This window comes from Rummeliibacillus sp. NPDC094406 (assembly GCF_044763875.1).
GTDB lineage: Bacteria > Bacillota > Bacilli > Bacillales_A > Planococcaceae > Rummeliibacillus.
Window position 1 is genome coordinate 108,169 of record NZ_JBIWGZ010000009.1, and the last position, 25,089, is coordinate 133,257.

Annotated in this window: 30 protein-coding genes; 10 read left to right on the top strand and 20 right to left on the bottom strand. The window is 34.5% G+C overall.

From position 1 onward, the window contains the following. Window positions 1-259 precede the first annotated feature (259 nt). The 4 genes from ACIQ4I_RS19080 (at window position 260) to ACIQ4I_RS19095 (ending at window position 2,624) form a co-directional block, all read left to right on the top strand. A complete protein-coding gene (locus ACIQ4I_RS19080; RefSeq protein WP_403098957.1) occupies window positions 260-583 on the top strand; it encodes a PadR family transcriptional regulator in 324 nt (107 codons plus the stop codon). Beyond that, window positions 576-1,127 carry an HAAS signaling domain-containing protein gene (locus ACIQ4I_RS19085; RefSeq protein ID WP_403098960.1) on the top strand — a complete coding sequence of 184 codons (552 nt, stop codon included), beginning with the start codon at window positions 576-578 and terminating at the stop codon, window positions 1,125-1,127. The genes ACIQ4I_RS19080 and ACIQ4I_RS19085 overlap by 8 nt, the downstream gene beginning before the upstream one ends. Next, window positions 1,124-1,930: a DUF4097 family beta strand repeat-containing protein gene (locus ACIQ4I_RS19090; protein ID WP_403098963.1), complete on the top strand. Its 807-nt coding sequence runs from the start codon at window positions 1,124-1,126 to the stop codon at window positions 1,928-1,930. Before ACIQ4I_RS19085 ends, ACIQ4I_RS19090 begins: the two co-directional genes overlap by 4 nt. A gap of 385 nt (window positions 1,931-2,315) precedes the next feature. Beyond that, complete coding sequence (locus tag ACIQ4I_RS19095; RefSeq protein ID WP_403098965.1) at window positions 2,316-2,624, top strand: DUF2628 domain-containing protein; 309 nt, start codon at window positions 2,316-2,318, stop codon at window positions 2,622-2,624. Window positions 2,625-2,930: 306 nt separating this feature from the next. Here ACIQ4I_RS19095 and ACIQ4I_RS19100 read toward each other — a convergent pair whose 3' ends face one another. From ACIQ4I_RS19100 to ACIQ4I_RS19125, 6 genes are all read right to left on the bottom strand, one after another. After that, the gene (locus ACIQ4I_RS19100; RefSeq protein WP_403098968.1) at window positions 2,931-4,154 is read right to left on the bottom strand and encodes a glutathionylspermidine synthase family protein; all 1,224 of its coding nucleotides are present in this window, start codon (window positions 4,152-4,154) and stop codon (window positions 2,931-2,933) included. 8 nt (window positions 4,155-4,162) lie between these two features. Continuing rightward, window positions 4,163-4,618 (bottom strand): RNA helicase, encoded by a 456-nt coding sequence (locus tag ACIQ4I_RS19105; RefSeq protein WP_403098971.1) that lies wholly within the window; start codon window positions 4,616-4,618, stop codon window positions 4,163-4,165. 18 nt (window positions 4,619-4,636) lie between these two features. Beyond that, window positions 4,637-5,035 carry a DUF350 domain-containing protein gene (locus ACIQ4I_RS19110; RefSeq protein WP_403098974.1) on the bottom strand — a complete coding sequence of 133 codons (399 nt, stop codon included), beginning with the start codon at window positions 5,033-5,035 and terminating at the stop codon, window positions 4,637-4,639. Between the two features lie 33 nt (window positions 5,036-5,068). Continuing rightward, window positions 5,069-5,404 (bottom strand): aminotransferase yhxA, encoded by a 336-nt coding sequence (locus ACIQ4I_RS19115; protein ID WP_403098977.1) that lies wholly within the window; start codon window positions 5,402-5,404, stop codon window positions 5,069-5,071. A 253-nt stretch (window positions 5,405-5,657) separates the two neighbouring features. Continuing rightward, on the bottom strand, window positions 5,658-5,954 hold the full coding sequence (locus ACIQ4I_RS19120; RefSeq protein WP_403098980.1) for a putative quinol monooxygenase: 297 nt from the start codon (window positions 5,952-5,954) through the stop codon (window positions 5,658-5,660). A gap of 32 nt (window positions 5,955-5,986) precedes the next feature. Next, window positions 5,987-6,625 carry a nitroreductase family protein gene (locus ACIQ4I_RS19125; protein ID WP_403098982.1) on the bottom strand — a complete coding sequence of 213 codons (639 nt, stop codon included), beginning with the start codon at window positions 6,623-6,625 and terminating at the stop codon, window positions 5,987-5,989. A 205-nt stretch (window positions 6,626-6,830) separates the two neighbouring features. Here ACIQ4I_RS19125 and ACIQ4I_RS19130 point away from each other — a divergent pair, with 205 nt between their 5' ends. Continuing rightward, a complete protein-coding gene (locus tag ACIQ4I_RS19130; protein ID WP_403098984.1) occupies window positions 6,831-7,490 on the top strand; it encodes a TetR/AcrR family transcriptional regulator in 660 nt (219 codons plus the stop codon). A 125-nt stretch (window positions 7,491-7,615) separates the two neighbouring features. On the opposite strand, the gene yeiL is transcribed toward ACIQ4I_RS19130, so the two are convergent. Then, window positions 7,616-8,287 (bottom strand): transcriptional regulator YeiL, encoded by a 672-nt coding sequence (yeiL, locus tag ACIQ4I_RS19135; protein WP_403098987.1) that lies wholly within the window; start codon window positions 8,285-8,287, stop codon window positions 7,616-7,618. A gap of 82 nt (window positions 8,288-8,369) precedes the next feature. On the opposite strand from yeiL, the gene ACIQ4I_RS19140 reads away from it, so the two are divergent. Further along, window positions 8,370-9,533, top strand: coding sequence for an MFS transporter (locus ACIQ4I_RS19140; RefSeq protein ID WP_403098990.1), 1,164 nt, complete (start codon window positions 8,370-8,372; stop codon window positions 9,531-9,533). 112 nt (window positions 9,534-9,645) lie between these two features. Here ACIQ4I_RS19140 and ACIQ4I_RS19145 read toward each other — a convergent pair whose 3' ends face one another. Then, window positions 9,646-9,801, bottom strand: a complete 156-nt coding sequence (locus tag ACIQ4I_RS19145) for a hypothetical protein (RefSeq protein ID WP_403098992.1) — start codon at window positions 9,799-9,801, stop codon at window positions 9,646-9,648. A 426-nt stretch (window positions 9,802-10,227) separates the two neighbouring features. Between ACIQ4I_RS19145 and ACIQ4I_RS19150 the strand changes: the two genes are divergently transcribed. Further along, entirely contained in the window at window positions 10,228-10,719 is a 492-nt protein-coding gene (locus tag ACIQ4I_RS19150) for a hypothetical protein (protein WP_403098995.1), read from the top strand. A gap of 185 nt (window positions 10,720-10,904) precedes the next feature. On the opposite strand, the gene ACIQ4I_RS19155 is transcribed toward ACIQ4I_RS19150, so the two are convergent. Then, on the bottom strand, window positions 10,905-11,183 hold the full coding sequence (locus tag ACIQ4I_RS19155; RefSeq protein ID WP_403098998.1) for a hypothetical protein: 279 nt from the start codon (window positions 11,181-11,183) through the stop codon (window positions 10,905-10,907). A 351-nt stretch (window positions 11,184-11,534) separates the two neighbouring features. After that, a complete protein-coding gene (locus ACIQ4I_RS19160) occupies window positions 11,535-12,413 on the bottom strand; it encodes a radical SAM/SPASM domain-containing protein (RefSeq protein WP_403099001.1) in 879 nt (292 codons plus the stop codon). A 643-nt stretch (window positions 12,414-13,056) separates the two neighbouring features. Between ACIQ4I_RS19160 and ACIQ4I_RS19165 the strand changes: the two genes are divergently transcribed. Next, window positions 13,057-13,740, top strand: coding sequence for a GntR family transcriptional regulator (locus ACIQ4I_RS19165; RefSeq protein ID WP_403099004.1), 684 nt, complete (start codon window positions 13,057-13,059; stop codon window positions 13,738-13,740). A 21-nt stretch (window positions 13,741-13,761) separates the two neighbouring features. Beyond that, a complete protein-coding gene (locus tag ACIQ4I_RS19170; RefSeq protein ID WP_403099006.1) occupies window positions 13,762-14,379 on the top strand; it encodes a sterol desaturase family protein in 618 nt (205 codons plus the stop codon). A 113-nt stretch (window positions 14,380-14,492) separates the two neighbouring features. Here ACIQ4I_RS19170 and rlmH read toward each other — a convergent pair whose 3' ends face one another. From rlmH to yycF, 8 genes are all read right to left on the bottom strand, one after another. Continuing rightward, window positions 14,493-14,972, bottom strand: a complete 480-nt coding sequence (rlmH, locus tag ACIQ4I_RS19175; protein WP_403099009.1) for a 23S rRNA (pseudouridine(1915)-N(3))-methyltransferase RlmH — start codon at window positions 14,970-14,972, stop codon at window positions 14,493-14,495. Window positions 14,973-15,062: 90 nt separating this feature from the next. Further along, window positions 15,063-15,227 carry a CxxH/CxxC protein gene (locus ACIQ4I_RS19180; protein ID WP_397536667.1) on the bottom strand — a complete coding sequence of 55 codons (165 nt, stop codon included), beginning with the start codon at window positions 15,225-15,227 and terminating at the stop codon, window positions 15,063-15,065. A 165-nt stretch (window positions 15,228-15,392) separates the two neighbouring features. Further along, the gene (locus ACIQ4I_RS19185; protein ID WP_403099012.1) at window positions 15,393-16,637 is read right to left on the bottom strand and encodes a S1C family serine protease; all 1,245 of its coding nucleotides are present in this window, start codon (window positions 16,635-16,637) and stop codon (window positions 15,393-15,395) included. Window positions 16,638-16,814: 177 nt separating this feature from the next. Continuing rightward, a complete protein-coding gene (locus tag ACIQ4I_RS19190) occupies window positions 16,815-17,603 on the bottom strand; it encodes an MBL fold metallo-hydrolase (protein WP_403099015.1) in 789 nt (262 codons plus the stop codon). 12 nt (window positions 17,604-17,615) lie between these two features. Further along, a complete protein-coding gene (locus tag ACIQ4I_RS19195; protein ID WP_403099018.1) occupies window positions 17,616-18,446 on the bottom strand; it encodes a two-component system regulatory protein YycI in 831 nt (276 codons plus the stop codon). Then, complete coding sequence (locus ACIQ4I_RS19200) at window positions 18,433-19,773, bottom strand: YycH family regulatory protein (RefSeq protein WP_403099020.1); 1,341 nt, start codon at window positions 19,771-19,773, stop codon at window positions 18,433-18,435. The genes ACIQ4I_RS19195 and ACIQ4I_RS19200 overlap by 14 nt, the downstream gene beginning before the upstream one ends. After that, the gene (gene walK / locus ACIQ4I_RS19205; RefSeq protein WP_403099023.1) at window positions 19,764-21,593 is read right to left on the bottom strand and encodes a cell wall metabolism sensor histidine kinase WalK; all 1,830 of its coding nucleotides are present in this window, start codon (window positions 21,591-21,593) and stop codon (window positions 19,764-19,766) included. Before walK ends, ACIQ4I_RS19200 begins: the two co-directional genes overlap by 10 nt. Before the next feature lie 6 nt (window positions 21,594-21,599). Next, the gene (yycF, locus tag ACIQ4I_RS19210) at window positions 21,600-22,310 is read right to left on the bottom strand and encodes a response regulator YycF (protein ID WP_397536673.1); all 711 of its coding nucleotides are present in this window, start codon (window positions 22,308-22,310) and stop codon (window positions 21,600-21,602) included. Window positions 22,311-22,788: 478 nt separating this feature from the next. Here yycF and ACIQ4I_RS19215 point away from each other — a divergent pair, with 478 nt between their 5' ends. Further along, entirely contained in the window at window positions 22,789-23,634 is an 846-nt protein-coding gene (locus tag ACIQ4I_RS19215) for a YitT family protein (RefSeq protein WP_403099088.1), read from the top strand. An 18-nt stretch (window positions 23,635-23,652) separates the two neighbouring features. On the opposite strand, the gene ACIQ4I_RS19220 is transcribed toward ACIQ4I_RS19215, so the two are convergent. Both ACIQ4I_RS19220 and ACIQ4I_RS19225 read right to left on the bottom strand, forming a co-directional pair. Further along, window positions 23,653-24,198, bottom strand: a complete 546-nt coding sequence (locus ACIQ4I_RS19220) for a hypothetical protein (RefSeq protein ID WP_403099025.1) — start codon at window positions 24,196-24,198, stop codon at window positions 23,653-23,655. Continuing rightward, entirely contained in the window at window positions 24,195-24,998 is an 804-nt protein-coding gene (locus tag ACIQ4I_RS19225; RefSeq protein ID WP_403099028.1) for a hypothetical protein, read from the bottom strand. The genes ACIQ4I_RS19220 and ACIQ4I_RS19225 overlap by 4 nt, the downstream gene beginning before the upstream one ends. Window positions 24,999-25,089 lie beyond the last annotated feature (91 nt).

A 25,089-nucleotide genomic window follows, 5' to 3' on the forward strand; every position in this document is an offset into this window, starting at 1 on the left:
AATAAAATTGAAAGCATATCATTCATACATTGATATGCTTTTTTATTTTCTGTCTTTTAATTGTGGAGACTCAATTACTAATAATTTCGCTTAGTTCTACAATTCAAAATGCGTCTCAAAATGCGAAAATAAGTAAAATTAGGTTTTAGTACCTTGCAATGTATAATACTGGATGTTATATTATAGCCAACAGGTATTATTTAAAGTGTTGTACTATACAATAAACAGTAGTGAATTAATTGAATGAGGTGATTCAGTTGTGAATGTTCAATTTAAAAAAGGTGTATTAGAGCTTTGTGTACTCGTGCTTTTAGATAAGCAAGATCGTTATGGATATGAATTAGTACAAAAAATTTCTGACCAAATTGAGATTTCAGAAGGGTCCGTTTATCCTCTTTTAAGACGGTTAACGAAAGAAGAATACTTTACAACCTACTTACAAGAATCATCAGAGGGACCTTCTAGGAAGTACTACAGATTAACAGACAAAGGAAGAGAATATCTTCATGAGCTTATCAACGATTGGGAAAAATTCGCAAAAGGTGTCAATCAATTAATAAAAGAAGGTGAGAATTTTGACTAAAGAACAATTTCTAAAAAATTTAAATTTAGCTTTAGAAGGACTATCATCAGTTGAACGCCAAGATATTTTAGAGGATTATGAAGAACATTTTGCAATTGGATTAGAAGAAGGAAAAACAGAAGAACAAATTGCTTCATCTCTAGGCACACCCCACCATATTGCCAAGGAGCTACTTGCAAATTATCACCTTGAAAAAGTTGAAACAACCAATACAACAGGGAATATTTTTCGTGCTGTTTGGGCTGCTATTGGATTGGGATTTTTTAATTTAGTCATAGTCCTTGGCCCATTTATAGGGTTATTAGGCGTAGTTTTTGCTGGTTGGGTAGCAGGGGTATCCTTTATCGTCTCACCATTACTTGTATTAGTGAATACTGTCAATGGGACCTTTGAAATTTTTGACTTATTTGCATCCATTGGGCTTTGCGGACTTGGATTATTTATTATACTGGGCATGTTTTTTGTCACAAAGTGGCTTACTAAGGGATTTGTAAAGTATTTGAAATTTAATGTATCTCTTGTGAAAGGTGGTTTAAAAGCATGAGTAAGATGATTTTAAAAATCTCAATTATTGCACTCGTCCTTCTATTAATTGGAGTAGTCGGTGGAATTCTAACATTCCGCTCCAGCAATGAAGTGGTTTCAGTTGCAAAAACAAAGGAAATTACTAATCCAGATATTAAGGCATTAGATGTTCAAATTGAAAATGCAAGTGTAGAAGTAATCCCTACAAAGGGTAATACCATTAAGATAGAACTAAAAGGTAAGAAAGCATCTTCCTCTAAACAAGAACTATCGACTACAGTTAACGGCGAAACACTTTCGGTTACATTAAAGGATCGTCAGTTTAAATTCTTTACTCTAAACGTTATGGAAATACCTCTATCATTAAAAGTATATGTTCCAGAAAAGTCATACAAATCGATAAAAATAGAGTGTGATAACGGAAAAATAAAAGTAACGGATCTACAAGTAAATGATGTTTATACAAAGACAGACAACGGCCTTATTACTTTAGAAAATATAAAATCGACTAAGACGAGTGTGAACTCAGATAATGGCATGATTGTTCTAAAAAATGTAGAAGGAAAACTTACTGGGGAAACAAACAATGGGAAAATCACTTTAAAAACCAAAAGTTTAGATCGCCCTATTCAATTAGATTCCGACAATGGAATTATTACCGTTCAAACCGAAACAGAACCGACAAATGTAACATTTGATGTTCATGTAGACAACGGTACTATCAATATCCTTGATAAATACAGGAATGCTGCTGTTATTGGTAAGGGAGAAAATTTAATCAAGCTAACTACGAATAATGGACGGATTACAATAACGAAGTAAATGGCTAGACCAGCCTTGTTTGCAAATTGAAATTCACCATCTGAACAGAAGAAAATATTGGATGCTATTGGAGCAGCTAAGAACATAAAGCACATCCGTTTTTATACGATGTGCTTTTTTCAATTCCCCACATCCCCCTAACTAATCTCACCCCCACAATTATTAACACCTAAAAATAATCGTTAATTTGTAAAAATTAATGAATAAAGTTACTTTTTGATAATTTTATGATAACTAAAATATCGATATCGTCATTTTATGATATATTTGACATAGTAAATTTGGTAAATAGATCAATTTAAACATTTTATAGTACTCATTACACGTTTTTATTATTCACTATAATATTTCCAAATTAATGTACGAAGGGAAGGAGGATATTATTATGAAAGTCACATTAAAAAATGATTCTGGTTTAACTAAAGAAGTAAAAATCGGTTTTAGTTGGACAACGTTTTTCTTTGGATTCATCCCTGCTTTGTTCCGTGGCGATTTAAAGTGGGCTGCAATCATGTTCATTTTAGCAGCAGTTGCCGGCGTAATTACAGCAGGATTTGGAGCTTGGATACCAGGTCTAGTTTTTTCTTTTATATACAATAAATTGTACATAAAAGACTTGATTGAAAAAGGCTACGGTCCTATCGATGATGAAGATAAATCTATACTACAACAAAACCAGATTTTATCTAAATAGTAATAGCTTGGGTATTTTACTAAATACATATCTATTTAATAATTATGCAATTTTGTAGATTTAGGAGCCTCCTATTTAATCATAGATCATGGGGAAATGTATTAATTGCTATTTTAATCTTATCCATATTATCTGATGTGACAACACCAAAGGGATCAATCCAAATTAATGAAATAAGCTCTATCTCAAAAAAGACAGAGTCACTTCACTTAGTGACTCTGTCTTTTTAAAACATCCAAAAACCTATATACGATTTGAAAAAACCAATTTTCTATTTTGAAAGGATTGTATGTAAAATCTACATATCTATCCCTCTCCTTTTAAGAGTCCTATAGGCAAGTAATAAGAGAGATTATTGGTAATCATACCTCCAACTCTATAACCAAATGCTGCAGATTTTCCATTAAGCAGAAAGCTTCCTAGTAGAAGCTTTCCTTCCTGTTTCCCTTTTTCGCTATTAAACGTTATTGTGGGATGCTCGACGAATTGTTGATAAACAGGGATGTATTCCGAATAAGAATTTTGAACATCCGCGTGGATTAACTGGCCATCTTTATTAAATATTTCTACCGTGTCTCCTTCTCTTCCAAATGCAGGTTTTTTCACAAAGGAAAGACGCTTTTGTAAAAAATAATCCGGTTCAAGATAAGTCGGAAGAAAATACTCCTCAATCCACATATGTTCTTCTTCTGTAAAGAAAGTATGATGTTCTTTATGCAATCCCCAAATTACCGCCTGAACTACTTTATTTTGTAGTAAAAAGGATGAAGGGGGATTAATGATCGACAGTTTTTTCTCCTCCACAAGTTCTATCAACCATAAACCAATTGGGCTTCCTTCCTCATCTTCATCCATTATCAAACTTTCAATCGGAAATGTTTGCCGATAAAGGATATCAATTTTGATACCCTCCTCATCAAAAAGCCCCACACCTTTTTGGATTTGAAGCTTATGGAGAGGAGTAAATTTAGATGGCGGCACAGCATTTTGAAGATACTGTACGGTCTCACGATCCTCAACGTTGTCCTCGTGAGCAGTAAAAACAATATGAGGGGATTCCTTATCTGTGCTTTGGTATATGCTGTCACGGACCGCTTTTCGTAAAAATCGTTCCATGTGCTCATTTGGATTTTCCACGCCAAATTCTTGGCATACCAATCTATTTATATCAAATAACTCTTTAATAAATGTTGGCGTATCGGCATTGATTTCAATACATTTATAACTATCTCCATATGGGATAAGGTCAAGTCGTGAGATAACACTCTCGGCTGGAAGTGTTTTTAGTCTTATAAATGAAAGTGTGTCCTTTGGGAACCCCATTTCAAGAAGAATTTCATCGGGCACTTTTCGAAGTAAGGAACCTATTTTAAAAAATATAGAGCCAATACGTTCACTAATAAGGCGGATTTGAGCAACATCCTCTTGGTTTAAAAGCTTTATATCATAAAGTGCATATTCCTCACCATAAAGATCTGCCCAAAATCCTTCCATTTTTCCGTATAACTGCTTTCGTTTCGTATGATACATATGTACACTCAGTCCTGTTCTAAATCCTTGACGTAAATCACATATACGCCCCGATCTTCATCAATCTCTGTAGAGGTTACAAGCTTCTGCCCGATTCCTGGAATATCAACAACATCCTTTAATAGAAAACGCAGAACATCAAAGTGGGAAATACTTGAAATTCGAGAAAACAGTCGGAAATTTTCTCGCTCATGAGGGCTACGAAATTCAATATGTATACCTTCGCCACGAAAGCTTTTTTCATCTTCCCCTGGCAGATTCCTTCCTATTTCTTTAATCACCAAAATGTCATTTTCCCCATCCATCTCATTTGAAGTGAGCTCGTATTGGGTTCCTCTTATTATGAAATATGTACATAGCTGTCTTGCGTAAAATTCATCTATTCCAACATTTGGAATGTCATATTCATAGAACGGCTCATAGTAATCATTGCCTTTATCAATATAATACGTTAATTGTTTCAATATACTTCCCCGCCTCAATTAGTAAGATAGACATTTTGCTAAAATCCAACCAACTGCTAACGATAACGATAATAACATCGTACCTACTGCTCGATTATCCTCTTCGATTGCTTGATGAATACTAAAGCGAATCGTGATGGCTTCTGCTAGTACAAACACAATAATTTGGGATATAATCCCAATTACTCCCCAAATGGCCATATCCACCAGTGATACCGAATATTCAGCAGCGGCTCCTAAAACAATAGCTAGGCCAAAGATCTTCCCACCGAGTGACATTGCCGCTGTTACATTTCTCTCAGCAATCAACTGAAATTCTTTTAACTTTGGCGTGCTAATTGCAAATAGTGCAACTCCCACAAGAAGCAGAAGCAAGGCTACTCCTAAATAAGATAAAAAATTGATATATAAATTCACATTCATCCTCCTTTTTTGCTTAAAACAATTATTTTATCCACCGAAGCTTTTAAACCCACTACCAAATCCAGAACTCGCCTTAATTCCTTCTTTAAATGAAGAGCTTTTCTTATAACTTTTATAACCACTGCTTTTTAATAGTGAATTTTTATTGTTATAATAATGGCCGCCATAGTAATAATGGCCATTGTGACTTGAACTGCTGTCATCACATACCCAGACACCTTTATTGTCGTCCCATTCCCATTCATCACAATTTTTATCAGTAGGTTTTGGAGGGAGATTAGCGCTATTTGAACCGCATCCAACAAGACCAAGTGAAAGTGCAGTCGTTGTAATGCCTATCATAATTTTTTGAGTTTTCCCCACTATTTTCACCCTCTTCCTTTTTACAATATACTTTACGAACGGATTTCAAAAAAAGATTCAAAAATATAAAAAGAGGCTGTTTCGTAAACTCTATAGATCATGTCCTTTCGGCCATATCTGCAGTTGTTCAAACTAAACTGTTCATCTGGATATAACATGAGGGGGAGGATCCATTTTGTCCACAAAAAAGGATATCCCTAACGCAGTATTTTGGGATACCCTCTCTTTTTTCATTATATTTAAGATATGCAGTCTAGAATTTTAATGGTTTCCCCTCAAATGCTTTAACATCTAATGGCGCAGTCAAAAAGTCTTTTGCTTTTGCTACAAAGCTAGTGAAGTGTTCACTTGAATTATGGCTAGCAACAGATTGCATATCTTGCCAAATTTCCAACATCGTAAATACGTTCTCATTTTCTACATCTTTCTGAAGATGATATGAAACATTTCCGTTCTCTTCTCTTGAAGTAGCAATAAGCGGTTGAATTTCCTTCAAAAACATGTCCTGCTTTTTTTGGTTAATATGGAATGTAGCATGAATAATAATCATCTTACTTCAATTCTTTCTTGTTTATATTGTTATTATTTCCATTGTGTGACTTGTTCAATTGGTAGACGTATAGTTGAATGACCATTGTCTATTGCTTTACCAATAGAGATTAACATAACAGGGACATAACGGTCTTTATCTAGTTCAAAAGCTTCCGCAATTTTATCTTTTTCATAGCCACCGATTGGATTCGTATCGTATCCATAAGCACGTGCAGCAAGCATTAACTGCATAGATACAAGGCCTCCATCCACTAAAACAACATCTTCCATATCTTCAAGTGAAATTGCTTCAAAATAGCCAGCAAAAGATGCCTGAATTTGTTCTTTTACTTCTAAAGGCATAAATCCTTTCTCTACAGCAGCACCATAGATGTCTTCGAATTTCTCATAATTATTCACATCACCAAAAACAGCAATTACTGCTGATGATGTTTCAACCTGTGTCTGATTGAAACGAGCCAATGGCGCAAGTTTTGCTTTTGCTTCAGGGCTTTCAATGACAAGAAAGCGCCATGGTTGCATGTTAACAGATGAAGGAGCAAGCGTTGCCAATGATAGAATATCTGTCATCTCTTCACGGCTAATTTTTACGGATTTATCATAATTTTTGATGGAACGGCGCCCTGTTACAATTTTATTAAAATCATTCGTTACTTGTGCTGTAGTCATGGTAGTCTTATCCCCTTTTCATATTAGGTTCTTACATAAATTTATTTTATTCACTTTAGACTGTTTCTTTATAAAGTGTCTAAAATAAAACTATGTATACCTTACTTCACTTTCTTTCAGTTGTAAACTGAAAAGAGTTGGAATATCAAAGTATGAATTAACAACATGGCATTATGATATAATTTTTGGATAAGGGAGTGGTACTTTGAGAAAAATTGCACCAGATGAAAGACAGAAGATGAGAAAAGCTTACGTAAAAAAACTAATCCATGTCATTCGGACACAGGGATTTCTTTCACTTACCATTCAAGATATCGCAAACACTATGAATTTGAGCCGAGCTTCCTTGTATAACTATTTTTCTTCCAAGGAAGACGTTATCATGGAGCTGACTAATATTTGTATTGATTATATAAATGAAGCTGGCCAAACTATTTCTAATAAAGAGTTATCCTATTTACTTCGTTTTCAAAAAGTGTTTGAACAAGCTGTATTTTCAGCTGTATATTCTTCTGATATTTATTTATCTGAATTAAAAAGAAACTGCCCACATCTTTATGAAAAAAAAATGCAATCAAGAAAAGAGCAATTATCTACTATTCATACCTTTTATCAAAATGGCATGAAAGATGGAGTTTTTAATGAATTGAATACTTCGATCCTAATTATTCAAGATGAAACTGTGCTAGGGAAATTAGTTAATACTTCTTTTTTAATAGATGAAGAATTATCATTAAAGCAGGCTCTATTCGATTATTATGTAGCGAAAAAGACCCAGATCATTAAGCCTGAATACTTGAAAAACATGGAGAATGAAGATATTCATGTAATAGTGGATTGTATCCTAGAAAAACTAGCTATCTAATTAAAAAAGCTGTCATATAGCTGACAGCTTTTTGTTAGGCTGTTGAGAAAGCTGGTCTCTCAACAGTTATTTTCAACTTTTATATCTCACAATTGACTGTTAAAGCATAAAAAAACCTTAAATGGTTAAGTATTTTTCAGCATCTCAGCAAGCTCATTTAGGGAACTGTACTGTTTAATACGATAATGACGACCTTCCTTTTGCAAATACCCTTCATCACAAAATTGTGCGAGTACATACAACAAGTGCCGATAAGAAACACCTAAATAATCACAAACTGTTACATGTTTTTCCTTATATATTTCCTCATCAGAAGTTTGCAATATAAAATCCGCAAGTCGGTTTTCAAGTGGGAAAGCGAGACTTTGTGAATACTTCTCAGCCATATGTGTTGCTTTTACACTTAAAAACTTTGTTAGTTCACGTAGAAATGTCACATCTTCTAGAAGTTTTTCTCGATAGCAATGGAAAGGAAGAGCAAAACAAATAGTCTTAGTAGAGGCTTGAATTCCTTTTGTGTAGTACTCCTCATTTAATAATTCCATTTCCCCAATATAATCATTTACTTTGATCATATTAATTAAAGAGACTTTCCCATTTTGATGTGTTACATATATTTTTGCTTTTCCTTCTATAACATAAAATAAGAAATCCGGTCTCGTGCCTTCTTGAATAATCCATTCATCTCGTTGATATTCACGCACTTCTACAAACTCTTCTATCGAAAAAGAAAATAAATGTGCAATGGAGCTTTTCTTCAAATATTCTCGTTTTTCCTCACCTTTATAAATTCCCATTTTCCACCTCAGGTAATATGAGATATCTCATATTATTGTAACTATCTCCATGATATCATGCAAACCATGGAGGGAAGACAGAATGAATACACAATACTGGATGAGCAAACAGTTTTTTAGTTTTTTTATGACATGGGGCATTTTTCTACCTTATTGGACAGGATGGATGATTCATGCAAAAGGGATAACGGTTCAACAGGTTAGTTTAATTATGAGCTTAGGCTTGATTGCGAGAGGCCTTTCTACATTAGTTGCATTTCCTTATTTTTCAATGAAGTTTAGTAGTAAAACCTTATTAAATGTAGCGGGAATTGGAACGTTAATAGCAATTTTATGTTATATTCCAGCAACTTCTTTTACCAGCTTACTAATAGCAACTCTACTTTTACATATTTTTTACCCAACGTTGATGCCTACTCTAGATACTGCTGCAGGCATACTCGTGCAGAGTAAACAATTAAATCATTATGGGAGAAGCCGCCAGTGGGGGTCGATTGGATTTGTCTTGGCCGGCATAATTCTAACCTTTTTCACAGGGCTACTTGGAGATGATGTGATCTTATGGGCACTGCTACTTAGCATATTGCTGTTCATATCTCTAGGGTTTATGCGTGCACCCGCTATTTTATCTCAAAAACCGCAAGTAGAACAAAAAGACAAAGGAAGCGTGTTTGCATTATTTCGCATCAAAAGCTTTGGTTTGGTACTCATTATTGTGATTTTACTGCAAGCGGCACACGCTTCCTATTACAATTATGGCTATCTTTTTTTACAGGAAATTCATGCACCCAACTATTTAATTGGCGGAATACTTAACATTGCGGTCATCTCAGAAATCTTGTTCTTCTCAATCGCAGATCGAAAATTCCATAGATTTTCAATAGGCTCTTTACTAGTACTAGCGGCACTTGGTTCAACCATACGTTGGATACTCATATTTGCCTTTCCAAATGTTATTGGTTTCTCTATCGCACAAACCCTGCACGCATGCTCGTTTGCAATGGGGCATTATGCATTTATGAAATACCTAATCAACAATGTTCCACAGGCACAGATCCCAAAAGCACAAGGCATTTATTCCGCACTGGCACTTAGTTGGAGCACCGCAGCACTCACCATTTTCGGTGGCTATTTATATCAAATCGAGCCAAGATACGCCTTTATAGGAATGATTGTTTGTACCATTCCATCAATGTTGCTTGCCCTTGTTTATAGGAAATTGGAGAATAAAAAGGATCTGCTTTAAAACTGTAAAGAAAGGACGATCCACGATCCAATTTCTACTACTTCTAAATTGTAGTAACACTTCTATTCAAAAGAAAACAACATAATCCAGCAACTTTTCAGTTAAAATCCACTTATTTAAAAATATTAGTTAAATAAGATTGCATCGATTTAGGTAATGATTGGAAGAATAGTCCTTGATATTTGATATCGAGTAAACCAGCCATAAAAATAATAAAAATGATTAATATTAAAAGGGGTTTCTTATTTTTTTTAGAAATGCATTTCATTAGGTTCTCCTCCTTTGAAGATTAACGTTATCGTTAGCAAATTATTAAGTATATATTACTGGATACAATATTTATATTATTTCTTGCAAAACTAATATCACTTACTAATGATAAGGTTCTCCTTAAAAGATTTAAATAGATTTTTACTAAAATGCTTCGTTTAACAACACTGTTGCTATTTCAATAGTTTCGCTAGAATTGAACCTTCCCCGTAGGATTCGCCACCTTTCACTCAAATATGATGCATAAAATCGGCTATAAAACGGCGCCTACTAATGTAGGTTCAATTCGTTCTTTGTCACCCTTATTGGAAATGTCACATAAATTAAAATGATACTGTACAAAATGTATTTATTTTTATCATTCAAATAAACAATAACCTAAACGAGATTGATCGATTGAGATTTGATAAAGAAAGGAATGGCTATGGTAAATTTTAAATCTTTTCGCGGAATCGTGACCCAGATAAATGATTTTATGATTGGGCAAAATGGGGAAGGAGAAGGTTGTTATACACTAATGACTGTAGAAGATGGGATTGGTGGCATTGTCAATTTCGTGATCTCGCCCACTACTTACTTTGTAAACCAGGAAATTGTGATTCTCGGAGATCGGATTACTGGATATTATGATGGCGATGCACCTGTCCCTTTGATATACCCACCACAATATCGGGCACTTGTCGTTGTAAAGGAAAACAACTATCAAAATGTAAAAGTAGACTTTTTTAATAACCAATTATTGAGTAGTGATGGCCAATTAAAATTAAACATCTCTCCCTATACCACTGTCTTACTCACAAATGGGCAGCCTTTTTCAAAAAATCCTGCAAATCGAAACCTAATCGTGATATATGGTCCTACTACAAGAAGCATCCCTGCTCAAACCACACCTTATAAAATAATCGTTTGGTGTTAATACTATTTATAGAAATTTACTTTATACCATCTAATCCATTCTAAAGATATTAATGCCTAGTCTGATGCTCAGTCCTCCTTGTGACTACAAACTACGTTTGGAAGAAAAGCCTTACAAGTGTCCAACTCAAAAAATAAAATAACCCCCGTGCGTTTTGTGAAATCGACAGGGGTTATTGTCTTATATTACTGCTCTTCTACTTTCTCTTGCACTTCGTGTAATTGCTGCTTGATCAGCTCTAAGTGATCTTTATTTTGCTTAATTGTATCCATATGCTCACCATATTCTACTGCGTTCAAGAGTGCATTTTCTGCATGTTCTATTTGATTGAAAGCATGTTCCAGTGCTATTTCCTCCGGGTGTGACTTTGCTTGCTTCAAAAGACGCTCTGCCTTTTGGACAGAGTTGCCAAACAAGGTGCTAGGATGATCCTGTTTCCAACTTACATCTGAATGCTTCGCCAATTATGCCTCTTCCCTTCCTGCCAATTAGATAAATAATCTAGATATAGTATTGTATAATGTCCAGAAAAATATGCGCGCATAGAGTGACGAATACCTATGTAATCTAATAAATGAATTTTTGACATAATACGAGTAATTTATGCAAGAGTAGTTGATATTAAAAAAAAACAAATTCCCCAATTCATAACAAAACCCTGATTGACTCTTATGTCTAATCAAGGTTTATAAACTTATTCAAGTATGTGGTACAAGACTCTAATCTTATGATAGGGTTCACCGCGTTATATCTAAATGAGGTAATGATTCGGAATGACTCTATCTAACCTTACTAGACCCTAGCCATTTGCCTATCTATTTTCCAAACCTTTTGCGATATCCGCATTTTCTACATAGTTCTTCCACTGCCACTCTTTGTGAAAAACCATCTACAAGGTTTTTTGCTCTATCCATCTCGATAATATCAGAAAATGAATTATCATTAATATTTCCAAGGTTGATAACTCCCTCGCCATCTAGACAACAAGGAATAACAGTTCCGTTTGCTAAAATACCTGCTTGATTTCGCATGCCATAGCAGAAGCCCTTTCCATCATCTTCTTCTTCATGTAACGCAGGCCACTGAAACTCGTAATCTTGATTGATGAAGATGCGATCCGCAATTTTCACGCCGCTTCCTGGTACAACCTTTTCTTCAATTTTGTAGTCTAAATCAAATTCTTTCTCAATAATTTCTAGTAATTCTCTGTTTCGTTTTCTTTCAATATTCGTTGTATTGTCTTGTGTAAGGTTCCATAATCTCAGGGAAACAATCATTTCTGATTGGCTCGTTGCTTCTTTAATAAAAGAAAGGATACTTCTCACATACCCTTCCTTATCTTTAGAACCACTATGGCCATCAAAACTATGGAGTGAGAAATTCATTTGTCTTAGCGCAGGCTTATTTAATAATTTTTCCCTCTTTTTATTAATTAACGTTCCATTGGTTGTGATATTAACTTTAAACCCTTTTTCATGACTTAAGTCTAACAATTGGCCTATTTTAGGATGGAGCAGTGGCTCACCTTTTACATGTAAATAAATGTAGTCTGTGTGCGGTTTAATTTGGTCTAATCTCTTAGAAAAATCCTCCACAGAAATAAATTGCTTCTGTCGTTCTGTTGGCGGACAAAAGCTACATGCAAGATTACATACACTTGTAATCTCTAAGTAAAACTTCTTAAATTTTTTCACCATTAATTCCCCACTTCTTTGACTACTTAGAACAGGATGAACTATTATTCTATCACTATTAAAGCATATTTGTCCTAAATGGTAACATGCTTATTCATGGAAACTACCGTTACCATTTTTCTGTTTAACAGAATGCAATTGTATTTTGCCTATTATTTATCCTACTACTATCTAAACAAGAATTCCTTCACTTGTTAGCGAACAATTAGGTAACTAGCATATTGTCGAAATTTTAACCAAAAATGTTCCACCATTAGTGTATTCCATTTTATGCAGTCTTAAGAGGGCACCCTTACTTAAAAATCCCATTTACTTATGGTAAGGTTCACCATAACGTTGGAAAAGTAAAATAACTTCACTATTTTTGTCCTCATTTTTCAGCTAATTCTATAATTGTTAACGAATTAAACCCTAATTATGCCCCATTTTAAGGTGAATAAATATATTTTTTCTCGCTCCTCTTCCTATGGCCTTTACTCCTCCATCATGTTCTAGTTCCTGTATTATATGTTGGGCTTGTTTGGTAATTATATTTATAAAAATTCGCTCCTTCTTATTGACAGAAATTTCAAACTTAATATATAATTTTTGGTATTACCACTGTCTTTAATTTGTATTACCAAAAAACAAAGGGGACGAGGATTTGAAAGAAAAGGAACGCTCCTCAGATAAAATTGAGAATGAATTAATTAGATCCATATTGACTGGTGCTTATTCTGTAGGAAGTACTTTACCGCCAGAAAGAGAGCTTGCAAAAGAATTTGGTGTTGGTCGTCCAACTATTCGGGAAGCACTTCAACGTTTAGGAAGGGGCGGATGGATAACAGGGAGAAAAGGAATGCCTGCGATTGTTAATGATTATTGGCGCAATGGGAATCTAACGACACTTGTTAATATTGTTGAGAATCATCATACCATTACAGATGAATTTATCATGTACTTATTAGAATTAAGAAGTTCTTTGACTCCGACTTATATTCGTGATGCTGTTACGTTTAATCAACCTAAAGTAGTTGCTCTCCTTGCCAATCTAGAGCAGCTTGAAGATAGTGCAGAAAGCTATGCAGCATTTGATTGGAATTTGCAAAAAAGGTGTGCTGGCCTTGCTGCCAATCCAATCTTTCTACTCATTTTAAATAGCTTCGATTCCTTTTATGTAGATATGGCGAAAAGATATTTTTCTGTAAAAGATCATCGCGGGGTGTCCTTCAACTATTACCAGGACTTATTAAAAGCTGCATTAAAGGGAGATGCAATGGAAGCGGAAAGGTTATCTAAGACAACAATGGCGAAAAGCTTGGCTCTCTGGAAAGATAGAAAAAAATAAAGAAAGCTGGAGGCGTGATAAATGAGATTGAAATATTTTAAAGAATATTTTTCCTACCCTGATATATTAATCATGAGCTGTCTATTCCTCATTAGCTTTGGATTTATGATTCTACATTTAACCTCTATCGTAATTTGGGGTGCTTTTATTCTGGGTATGATTATATATTCCTTAGCTGAGTATGTTACACACAGGTTTCTTTTTCATCTGAAACCACCAAAGAATGCATTTTTGTTAAAAATGCTTAAACGCTTACATTATGACCACCATACAAATCCGAATGAATTACATTTATTATTTCTACCTTTATGGTATAGTGTGCCAAACATTGCAATAGTAGGGGCTGTTTTTTATTTTCTTTCATCTAGTTTTGTAATTACAAACGCATTTATTGCAGGGATCATGCTCTTTTTATTATTTTACGAGTGGAAGCATTATATCGCCCATCGCCCACTTCGACCAATATCTCCATGGGGGCGTTGGATGAAAAAGGTTCATTTATGGCATCATTTCAAAAATGAAAATTACTGGTATGGTGTTACGAACCCAGCCTATGATTTCCTCATGGGTACCTTTAAAGACCAAAAGAATGTTGACCAAAGTAAAACTGCTAAAAATCTAGAGAAGCGTAGCGGCTAGAAAATAGAATTATAAAAAATAATTCATTGCCACTCCTGAGAAATGTAGACTTTAAATAAACATGAAAAGCCATAACCCATTCATAAAGAGGTTTTGGCTTTTTATGTTTTTAGTTACTTATGATACGGTTCACCCTTCATAATCCGATAGCTACGGTAAATTTGCTCTACCAAAACAAGCTTCATCAATTGATGTGGTAGTGTCATCTTACCAAATGATAGTTTATCGTCCGCACGGTTTAGTACATCCTCATGCAATCCTAGTGAACCACCGATAACGAAGGCAATTTTGCTGTGACCATATGTCATGAGATTTTCGAGGTCTTTTGATAATTCTTCGGAGCTACGCATTTTACCGTTGATGGCTAACGCAATGACATAATGATCAGGTGCAATTTTGGCTAGGATGCGTTCACCCTCTTTCTTTTTGACGATTTCCATCTCTGCTTCGCTGAGTTGTTCGGGTGCTTTTTCGTCAGGAACTTCAATGAGGTCAATTTTTGTATAACCGCTAAGACGTTTAGCATACTCTTCAATCCCCATTTTTAAGTACTTTTCTTTTAATTTCCCAACGCTTATAATTGTAATACTCACAGGTTATCCACCTTCATTTTAAATTTACAAACATCTTATCCACATAAGTTATACACATATCCACAAGCTGTTCCAAGATATTGTGTGCGCTCATTTGTTCGCCACAATATATGTCGCTTGCTCGTCGCAATAGCTACATTTTGTGGATAACTTTTCTTCTTCACTTATTTTTTCCATAATAGGGACTTCTTTTTCAGTTGCAACAAACATGTCTAAAGCGTGTCCTATATGTGTTTCACAGCTATATATTTTCAAAATATTTCTTCCTTTCGATCTCTTTGATTTCCACAGACTTATGCACAATTCTTCAATTGTTATCCACAACCCATTGTAACAAATGAAAAGCGAGCAGGAAAGACCAACGCTTTCTTTCCTTACTCGCTTTGTGTATAGTTTACGTTTAAATTTTATTTATCCACACTAATGATTTTTTGCACTATCTGCTAATGTAATTGTTTTTTGAATTATTTCCCCACCACGATAAGCTTTGATTTTCACTTGATCGCCTACATGCTTTTTGTTGTAAAGGATTTTTCGTAGGTCAATTGAATTATCAATTTTTTCTCCATCCATTTCAACAATGACATCATATTTTTCTAATCCTGCTTTAGCAGCAGCTGAATTTTTTATAACTTCGCTAACAACAACACCTGATGTTACTTCACCTGGTAGTTTAAGCGTATTTCTTTGGTGATAAACTGGAACATCTGTTAAGTCAATGAGCGCAACTCCCATTGAAGGTCTTTCCACTTTACCAGTTCGTTGTAATTCATCAATTACTGGAATTGCTGTATTGATTGGAATAGCAAATCCTAGCCCTTCTACTGTGGATTCAGAAATTTTCATTGAGTTAATGCCGATTACTTGTCCGGCTAAGTTTATTAAAGCACCACCACTGTTACCTGGGTTAATGGCTGCATCTGTTTGTAAAACTTCTGATTGCCAATCTTCAGTGCCATCCTCATTTAAATCCACTGGAACTGTACGGTCTGTTCCTGAGATAACACCAGTTGTTACGGATCCATAGAAATCCATACCTAGTGGGTTACCAATTGCAATGACTGATTCACCTTGTTTTAGTTTATCTGAGTCACCAAATGTTGCAACGGTTTTAACCTTTTTGTTTGAAATTGAAATGACAGCTAAGTCTGTCCAGATATCTGTCCCAACAAGTTTTGCCTCTTCTTTGGAACCATCTGAGAATGTTACTTCAAGTTGTTTAGCTCCTTCAACAACGTGATTGTTTGTCACAATGTATGCCTTGTCTCCCACTTTTTTATAGATGACACCTGAGCCACTGCCAACTTCTTGTTTACCAGTTTTTTCATTAGAAGAACTACTACTGCCACCATCTTGGAATGGGAACGTACTCCATAAATCATTTGGAGTTTCTTGAATGTTTGTTATCCCTACAACAGCATCCTTTGTTTTTTCTACTGCATCTGTTACATCAGTATTAATTGATGTTGATAGTTGTGGCGTTGCGGTTTTGTTTATTGCCGTATTCACATTTGAACCACTTGGCAAATAACCTATCATAGACGGTAGCAAAAGCCAAACAAGTAACGCACCGACGATTACGCCAACAACTCCACTAAAGAAATAACCCGATTTGCTGCCACCTTTTCTGCGACTTTTTGTTTCATCATTATCGTAATACCCCATTATTTTCTTCCTTTCTGAGATCCTCTGATTTGTTACTAATACTTTAACCTGTAAAGATTAAAATTAGATGAAAATAAATTAAAAATCAGTTCAAAATTACAAAAAAGAGTAGTGAACATATCTTAATTTCCCCAATTTACGCATAAAAAAACCCCCTAAATTGGGGGAGAATTTATTTTATACTGTGACTAGTTCCGTTGGCTCATTTGCATCTGTATCGTACAAGTTAACAAATTCACCGGGCATAATACCACATGACTGTAAAGTTTGTGAAACGCTCATTCTTGCTAAATCCTTCATATTATTATCTTTACTCAAATGGGAAAGATATATACGAGTTGGTTTTTGTTCGACCACTTCACTCATTGCAACAGCTGCATCTTCGTTACTTACATGGCCAAGATCACTTAAAATACGACGTTTTATAGACCAAGGATAGCGCCCCATTTGCAACATACCAACATCATGATTGCTTTCAAAGACAAATGAATCTGCACCTTTAATGATCCCCTTCATACGGTCACTTACGTAACCCGTATCTGTAATAACAACAAGTTTTTGGCCATTTTCATGGAAACTATAGAACATCGGGTCTACAGCATCATGAGACACCGCAAATGATTCGATATCTAAAGAGCCAAAGGTTTTAATTGTTTCCATATCGAATTGAAATCGTTGTTCTACAGGAATATTGCCTACTAATCCATCCATAGCTTGCCATGTCTTTTCATTCGCAAAAACGGGGATGTTATATTTCCTAGCAAGCACACCAACCCCTTTAATATGATCGGAATGCTCATGTGTAACTAAAATACCACTTAATTTTTTTATATCACGGTCAACTTTTTCAAATAGTTGCTCCATTTTTTTACCTGTCAGCCCTGCATCAACGATAAAAGAATGTTCTCCGCTCTCTACATATATGGAGTTGCCCGTACTACCACTGGCTAATACACTGAACTGCATCGTAAAGACTCCTTACTGCTTTTTTAATTCTGTTTCTTTTGCATTTTGTTCGATATCAACAATTGTACCATCTACTGCATTGACGAAGTAATCCACTTCCTTCTTTTCTCCTTTTTTATCTTTAGGAAGAACAACGTGGATATACCATGTAGGTGATAATACTTGTGTCTCTGTTAATAGTACAAGCGTAGAATAACCAAGCTGTGTTTTTGTGACAGTTGAATTGGCGGGCAGATAACCGTTAGCCAAAATTGCCTTAACTGCTTCCGTTGAATTTAGTGTATATTTTTCTCCAAAGCTTTTTAGTGAATCGAACATTTTTTGTTCATAGCGAGTAATTTCTAAATCATCATTCCAATGAATTTTAATCTCTGCATTTTGATTATAGTAAATCATACGGTTTTCAGAACTTTGGAAGAAAATCGCTTCTTTTTCTTCTTTGTTTATTTTCCATAGTTTGTAGGAACCGCCTTTATATACATTGTGCTCTACAAAGTCTGTCAAACTCTCATCTGTAATTTCTGTCAAGGGAGTTGGACTGATGATCTTCGATTCTAAGTCTGTTCCGTTATGAATTTGAATATGTTGATTTTGTAAATGAGATAATTCATCCTGTGAAAACTGCTTGATCTTACCTGAAATATAAGATACATTTTCACTTTCATCAGTTTGACCTTTAAATGTAATATTTTCCTCCTTTAGACGATTCGAAATATTATCGGTCTCACCAATAAATTCAATTTTCATATCTTCGTTGTATTTGTTTACATACATCGTATAAAGGAAAACATTTAATATAGAGAATACAATGATGAAAATGGTTTTCGTTTTATTCCAATCCAACTTGTCCACCTCCTACTGTAGCAGGTGATAAGGGTGTCCATTCACCGTTTATCAAATAGAACCATGTTGGTTTAAGAATGAAAACATTCAGACCATCATTTTTCTTTAAGTAATAACCTGGTCGAATTTCTTTAATTTCTTTAAAATCTACATTTTTAGTTTTCTTTAATTGATCTATAACTTCTTGACCATTCATGATTGTCAATGCAGCGTTTTCAGGAACCGTTACTAATTTGTAATAAGGGCGTATATAACGTGCAATCCGATTGTCACCCCATACAGTTTCTATTTGAGTAGATGTCACAAATGAATCTGCATACACAGGATAATCTTCCTTATAAAGCTGATAAATAACCTTATTATTATGGTAATCTAACGTATCATAACGGAAATCGCCAGTCCATCCGCCGTGTTCATTGATAAAGTCAAATGTATTTAATATCAACTTTGATTCTTCTAATGAATCAGGATTATCTGAAGCTGTTGTATTAACAAAATCCAATACCTTTTGATAGTTATTCACCGTCATCATAGATACACCATCGGTATAGTTTTCTTCGGCATTTGCATCATCTACGCTGCTTTTTACAATTTTCGGATTGGGAAATAACGCATTTTTAAATCGATCAATAGACGAAGTAGAAATTAAATACGTATATTGCATCATTTTAGATTCTTCTGCAGGTAAATAAAATGTACTTCCTATATCATGCGTAAATGCAGTATATCTTTCTAAGTTATGCGATTGTTCTATAACTTGTTTTGTAAAAATCGCTACACTATTAACATGTATTTTGGCTTTATATAATTGTTTTTTCTTTGTATTTGCAAAAAATACGGTTAGTTCCTCAGTATTTGAAAGCTGATTCCAACTAACGATCATTTGATTAAACGATATATTAGCTACTTTGGCATCGTTAGAGGGTAATACACTTTGATATAATTTATACGGTATTTCGTCAGGGAAAAACAGTGTAAAGCGATTATCCCCCTCTACTAATCCATTTATCGTTGTACTATCGGCATTTTTTCTAACTAGTTCGAGATTAGTTACTTGCCAATTTTGCATCTGTTGCAAAATACTCTTCATTTCTCCATAGCGATCAGTGCCACGCCATATCCCACCTTCATGGAATACCATCCGATATGGGTTAATAACATTTACAAGCTGTCGTTTTTTTTCTATGGAAATATCAACAGGGTTTGTTGGTTTCTCAAGCTCATAATTTGGTTTATAGGTCCAAATGGAAAATGTTAATGTAATACTTAATAACACCAAGACAAAGAGTATGACTGATTTTATCTGTTCGATATATTTCAATCCCACTCACCTGCCTCATCATCTTCATATGGTAATGTAAAGAAGATTGTTGTACCGACTCCCTCTTCACTTTCTGCCCATATTTTACCGTTATGTGCTAAAATCATTTCCCGAGAAATAGCTAACCCTAGGCCTGTACCGCCCATTGAACGTGCTCTCGCTCTATCTACACGATAGAAACGATCAAAAATGCGTTCTACATTTTCCTTTGGTATACCCATACCATCATCAGAAATCATTACAGTTAGTATCCCATCATTTGCGGTCATACCAAAACGAATATTACCGCCATCTGGTGAATATTTTAAAGCGTTAGAGATAATGTTATCAATAACTTGCGTAATCTTATCTGTGTCAATTTCAACATAGCATGGGGCTGTAGGTAGTAAACGCTTGAATTCTACATTTTTGGATTTTGACATTTCAAAACGGTCAATAATACGATTAAAGAATTTGTTAAAATCTACTATATCAGCATTAATTTCATACTCTCTGCTATCCATACGTGATAATTGTAATAAGTCACTTACAAGACGGATCAATCGTTCTGTTTCAGTCTGCGTAACATTTAAAAATTGGGGTGCAAGCTCTTTGTTTTGCCATGCACCATCTGCTAATGCTTCTAAATAACTACGCATCGTCGTAAGTGGTGTACGTAATTCATGTGACACATTTGACACGAATTCGCGACGTTCCATTTCAATCTTTTCTTGTTCCGTAATATCATGCAATACCGTAATTAACCCATTAACAAAGCCTGTTTCCTTTTGAATAACCGAAAAGTTAGCACGCCAAATATAAGGACGCTCCGGAGAACTGAAATCTAGATTAATAGATTCTTTCATATGAATTAAATCCTCAAAAGTATGCTCCTCTTCTAAACCTAAAACAGATACTAATGGTCTTCCCATTAACTCATTCTGCTCACCATTTAAAAGTTTTTGAGCTGGCGTATTAATCAAAATAATTTTCCCTTTACGGTCTGTTGCAATTACACCATCTGTCATATTTGTTAAGACAGATGCCAGCTTTCTCCGTTCACCTTCCGTAGTAGACGTTGCTTCCTGCAGCCTATTTGTTAGATGGTTGAAAGCAATTGCTAATTGTCCAATTTCGTCATTACCGTAAACTTTAACTTTCCGAGAGAAGTTACCTTTTGCCATAGCCTGTGCTTGCCTACGCATATCTGAAATTGGTTTCGTAATTGTTCTTGAGATGAAGATTCCAAGAATAATAGTGATAGCTAATGCTAACGCTGTACCAACGGCTAATATCTGGTTGATCTCGTTCATCTGTTCAAATATACGTTCAATATTAGATTTTACATAAACAACCCCTATTACTTTTCCGTTGTTATCCATAATAGGAGTAGCGACTACCCATATTCTTTTTCTTGTCTTATCGTCAAGTGCAATTTTCTTACATGGAACTTGTGTACTTATTGCTTGGCTTACAAGTCGATTATCCATTGAACGTTGGCCGACGATTGACTGATTACTCATATCGGAAGATGCTAAAATGCGGTAACGTGGGTCGATTACTCTTATTTCTTTAATATCATCTGAAGATAATCCATTTAATACGCTCTTCAAGCTTTGTTCAAGCGTAGGGTCTTTATCTGTACGCTCTTTTATTAATTCCTCTTTCACACTAAATTTCACAAGCTTTATACGGTCATTAATGGATGTCTCAAAGTTATCTTTTAATGTTGTTTCTAATCCTCTTGCAAAATATAGCCCAATAATTTGCATGGCAATTAATATGAGCAGCACATAAATCAGTACAACTTTGACCTGTACCGATTTAAAAAAACGAACCTTTTGCATTATTCTTTACTCCTGTTCAGGATTTCTTAAATAATATCCAACACCTCGACGAGTTACTATCCATGTTGGATGGCTTGGATTATCTTCAATTTTTTCTCTTAAACGTCGAATCGTCACGTCAACTGTTCGTACATCCCCGAAATAATCGTACCCCCATACTGTTTGAAGTAAATGTTCTCGTGTCATTACTTGACCAATATGTTTTGCTAAATAATGAAGTAATTCAAATTCGCGGTGTGTTAATTCAATTCCTTCATCACGTTTTAATACTAGATATGCATCTGGTTGAATAACTAAAGATCCAATGACAATATCATTATTTTCTTCTACTACTTCTTCAGCTGTTGCAACGGTCTGATGTCTACGCATATTTGCTTTTACACGTGCGATTAATTCACGTGTACTAAATGGTTTCGTCACATAGTCATCTGCGCCAAGTTCAAGGCCAAGTACTTTATCAATTTCTGAATCCTTTGCTGTTAACATAATGATTGGTAAGTCGTATTTTTTGCGTACTTCACGGCAAACCTCCACACCATCACGTTTTGGCAACATAATATCTAAAAGCATTAAATCAGGTTTAACTTCCTCTACCTTTTCTAAGGCTTCATCGCCATCATAGGCACAGAATACTTTATAGCCCTCTTTTATTAAATTAAATTGTAATATATCTGCAATTGGTTTTTCGTCATCTACAACTAAAATTGTTTTATCCACAGTTTTATTTCCCCTTTCTTACGATCAGTTTAGGTTGTTCTTTACTGTTAGATGGTAAATTTCTATATACTAACTCTACCATGCTTTCATGTTATTCGCATCTTTCGCTATTTCTAAAGGTTCGCATTTCCTGGGCAATAATTCGCCATTAATCGACAGGAAAAAGAATGCATATCTAAGTTTAACATAAAGTAAACGCGTAGAATTTCCCATTGTAGAGGTAAAAAAGGTTCATATTTTTACTAATAAACATATTATTAATTTCATATTCATCCAAATTATTTTAGACTTTTTCCTATTTTTTGAAACAAGTATTTAGTTTTGAGGAAACTACATGTTTCTACTTCTTTATTTTAGAATTTTCAGATAAAATATAAATATAATTACAAGATTGGGGGATTTTATGAGAGATTCAAACAGGGCGAGTATGGAAACTATACTCTCATCGGCAAAAGAAGTAAATAAAACGCGCAAAAGGATGTCCAAAAAAAAATTATTTCAAAGAATCGTAATGGTCATGCTTGGTGCCTGTATTATGGCAATTGGCCTTGAGCTATTTTTAGTTCCTAACAGAGTTTTAGATGGCGGAATCGTTGGTATCTCCATTATCATTTCTCATCTAACAGATTTACCTCTTGGGATATTTATTTTCCTCTTAAACATTCCATTTATTTTCCTCGGTTATAAGCAAATTGGTAAAACCTTTGCCTTATCAACTGCTCTTGGAATTACAACCTTATCAGCTTTCACTATTGTATTCCATCATTTAGAACCATTTACTAATGACCTATTATTATCTACAGTATTTGGAGGAATTGTTCTCGGTATAGGTGTAGGTCTTGTCATTCGATATGGTGGCTCACTTGATGGCACAGAAATCTTAGCTATTCTATTTAATAAGAGATTACCGTTTTCAGTTGGAGAAATCATTATGTTTTTTAACCTTATTATTTTCACTATTGCAGGCTTCGTCTTTACTTGGGAACAAGCTATGTATTCAGGTTTAGCTTATTTCATTGCTTATAAAATGATTGATATCGTCATTCAAGGTTTAGATGAATCGAAAGCTGTTTATATTATTAGCGATGAATACGATGAAATCGGAAGAGCTATTATCGATCGTTTAGGACGTGGGGTAACATACTTAACAGGTGAAGGTGCCTATACTGGTGATCCTAAAAAAGTTATCTTCACAGTCATTACACGTTTGGAAGAATCCAAATTAACGACGATAGTCGGAGAATTAGATGCTAATGCATTCTTGGCAATCGGCAATATAGCTGAAGTAAGAGGTGGCCGATTTAAAAAGAAGGATATTCACTAAAGAAACAGGCGATTTCCGCTACTCGAAAATTGCCTGTTTCTTTTCTTTCGTTTTACTTAATTTATTAAATACAACAATCATCCATATGCTAACAGTCGCTTCCACAATAACAATGAGAATACTCAAATTCCCTGCCCAATTATGTGGAATATTCATAAGAAATGTTGAAATAAATAATGATATAAGTAAAATAATTGGTACTTTATTTGATAAACTTTTTAATGATTTTGCTAAGCATAGATAATTTTCATTTACTAAATGTGAATAAAGGATCGATAATAAATAATACAAATATACAACCCAAATCACACGCCAAGTAAACACTAAGTAATCTGAAAAACCACTCGTAATTCCTACATTTAAATCAAGTGGTATTGCTACTATAATTAGGAAACATGTTGCAAAGTATAATTTACTATAATGCTTATGTGATTGTGCGATTTCTGTAATTCCCTTGCTTATAAAAAAATAGCCAAGTGAATCTGGCAAGACATCAATAAAGAAACGAATGTCCAAGAGAATGAACAAAAAACCAATAAATAGATGGTGAAATCCTTTATTCATCGACCGTACTCCTTTACTAAATTTTCTATATCCTTCTCCGAGATAGTTGGATTATTTAGTAAAGAGATAAATCCAATCACTTCTTCATTTGATATTAGAGGAATGGTGGCATCATAACTAAAGGGTATATTTCTTTTTACCTTTGTATTAATACTTAACGTTTCCATTTTACTTAGCTTAATTGGTAAATCTACCTTTTGATTGGACTTCACTACTTGCACCTCATAATACGTCTTTAGCTCTTCTGGTATATTCATTTGTGTAAGCTTCACATTCTGTTTTGCCTTAAACTTTGTATATCCAGTCCCATCAGAGGAACCCCCAGTTGATATAAATGATAGCTTTTCTTTCTTTTTTGTCTTCAAAATTTCAAAATGTTTTATATTAGCTGGTATCCTAGTATTATCTGATAATACAACTTGAATATCCTCTGCTATTATTCCCTTTTTATAAATATCCGCTACTTCCTCTGCAGATATATCAAAGATCGCTCTATTTAATCTTTGATATTTGAAAGTATCAATCGTATGTAATTTCGATGAATCTTCTTCAAAAAAGCCACTGGTATCCCCTTCTCCCCATATATAAGTATCTCCAAATGTTATCACCTGAACTGTACGTTTATCATCATGATCCGTTACATAGTACAATGTAAACTGCAAATTATCATCGGCTAAAGTTGAAATATAAGATGGTATTACAATTGGCATGCCAATCTTTTTGTTATTTGCATAACAATTATTAAGAAAAAAGCTCGCAATAATTACAGTAAGTGCACTATAAAATACTGTTCGTCTCAATTTTCCCCTCCATTATCCATTTTACCCTTTATTATACATTGATGCACAAAAAAGAAGAACAGCTAGCTTTCGCTAACTGCCCTTCAAAATA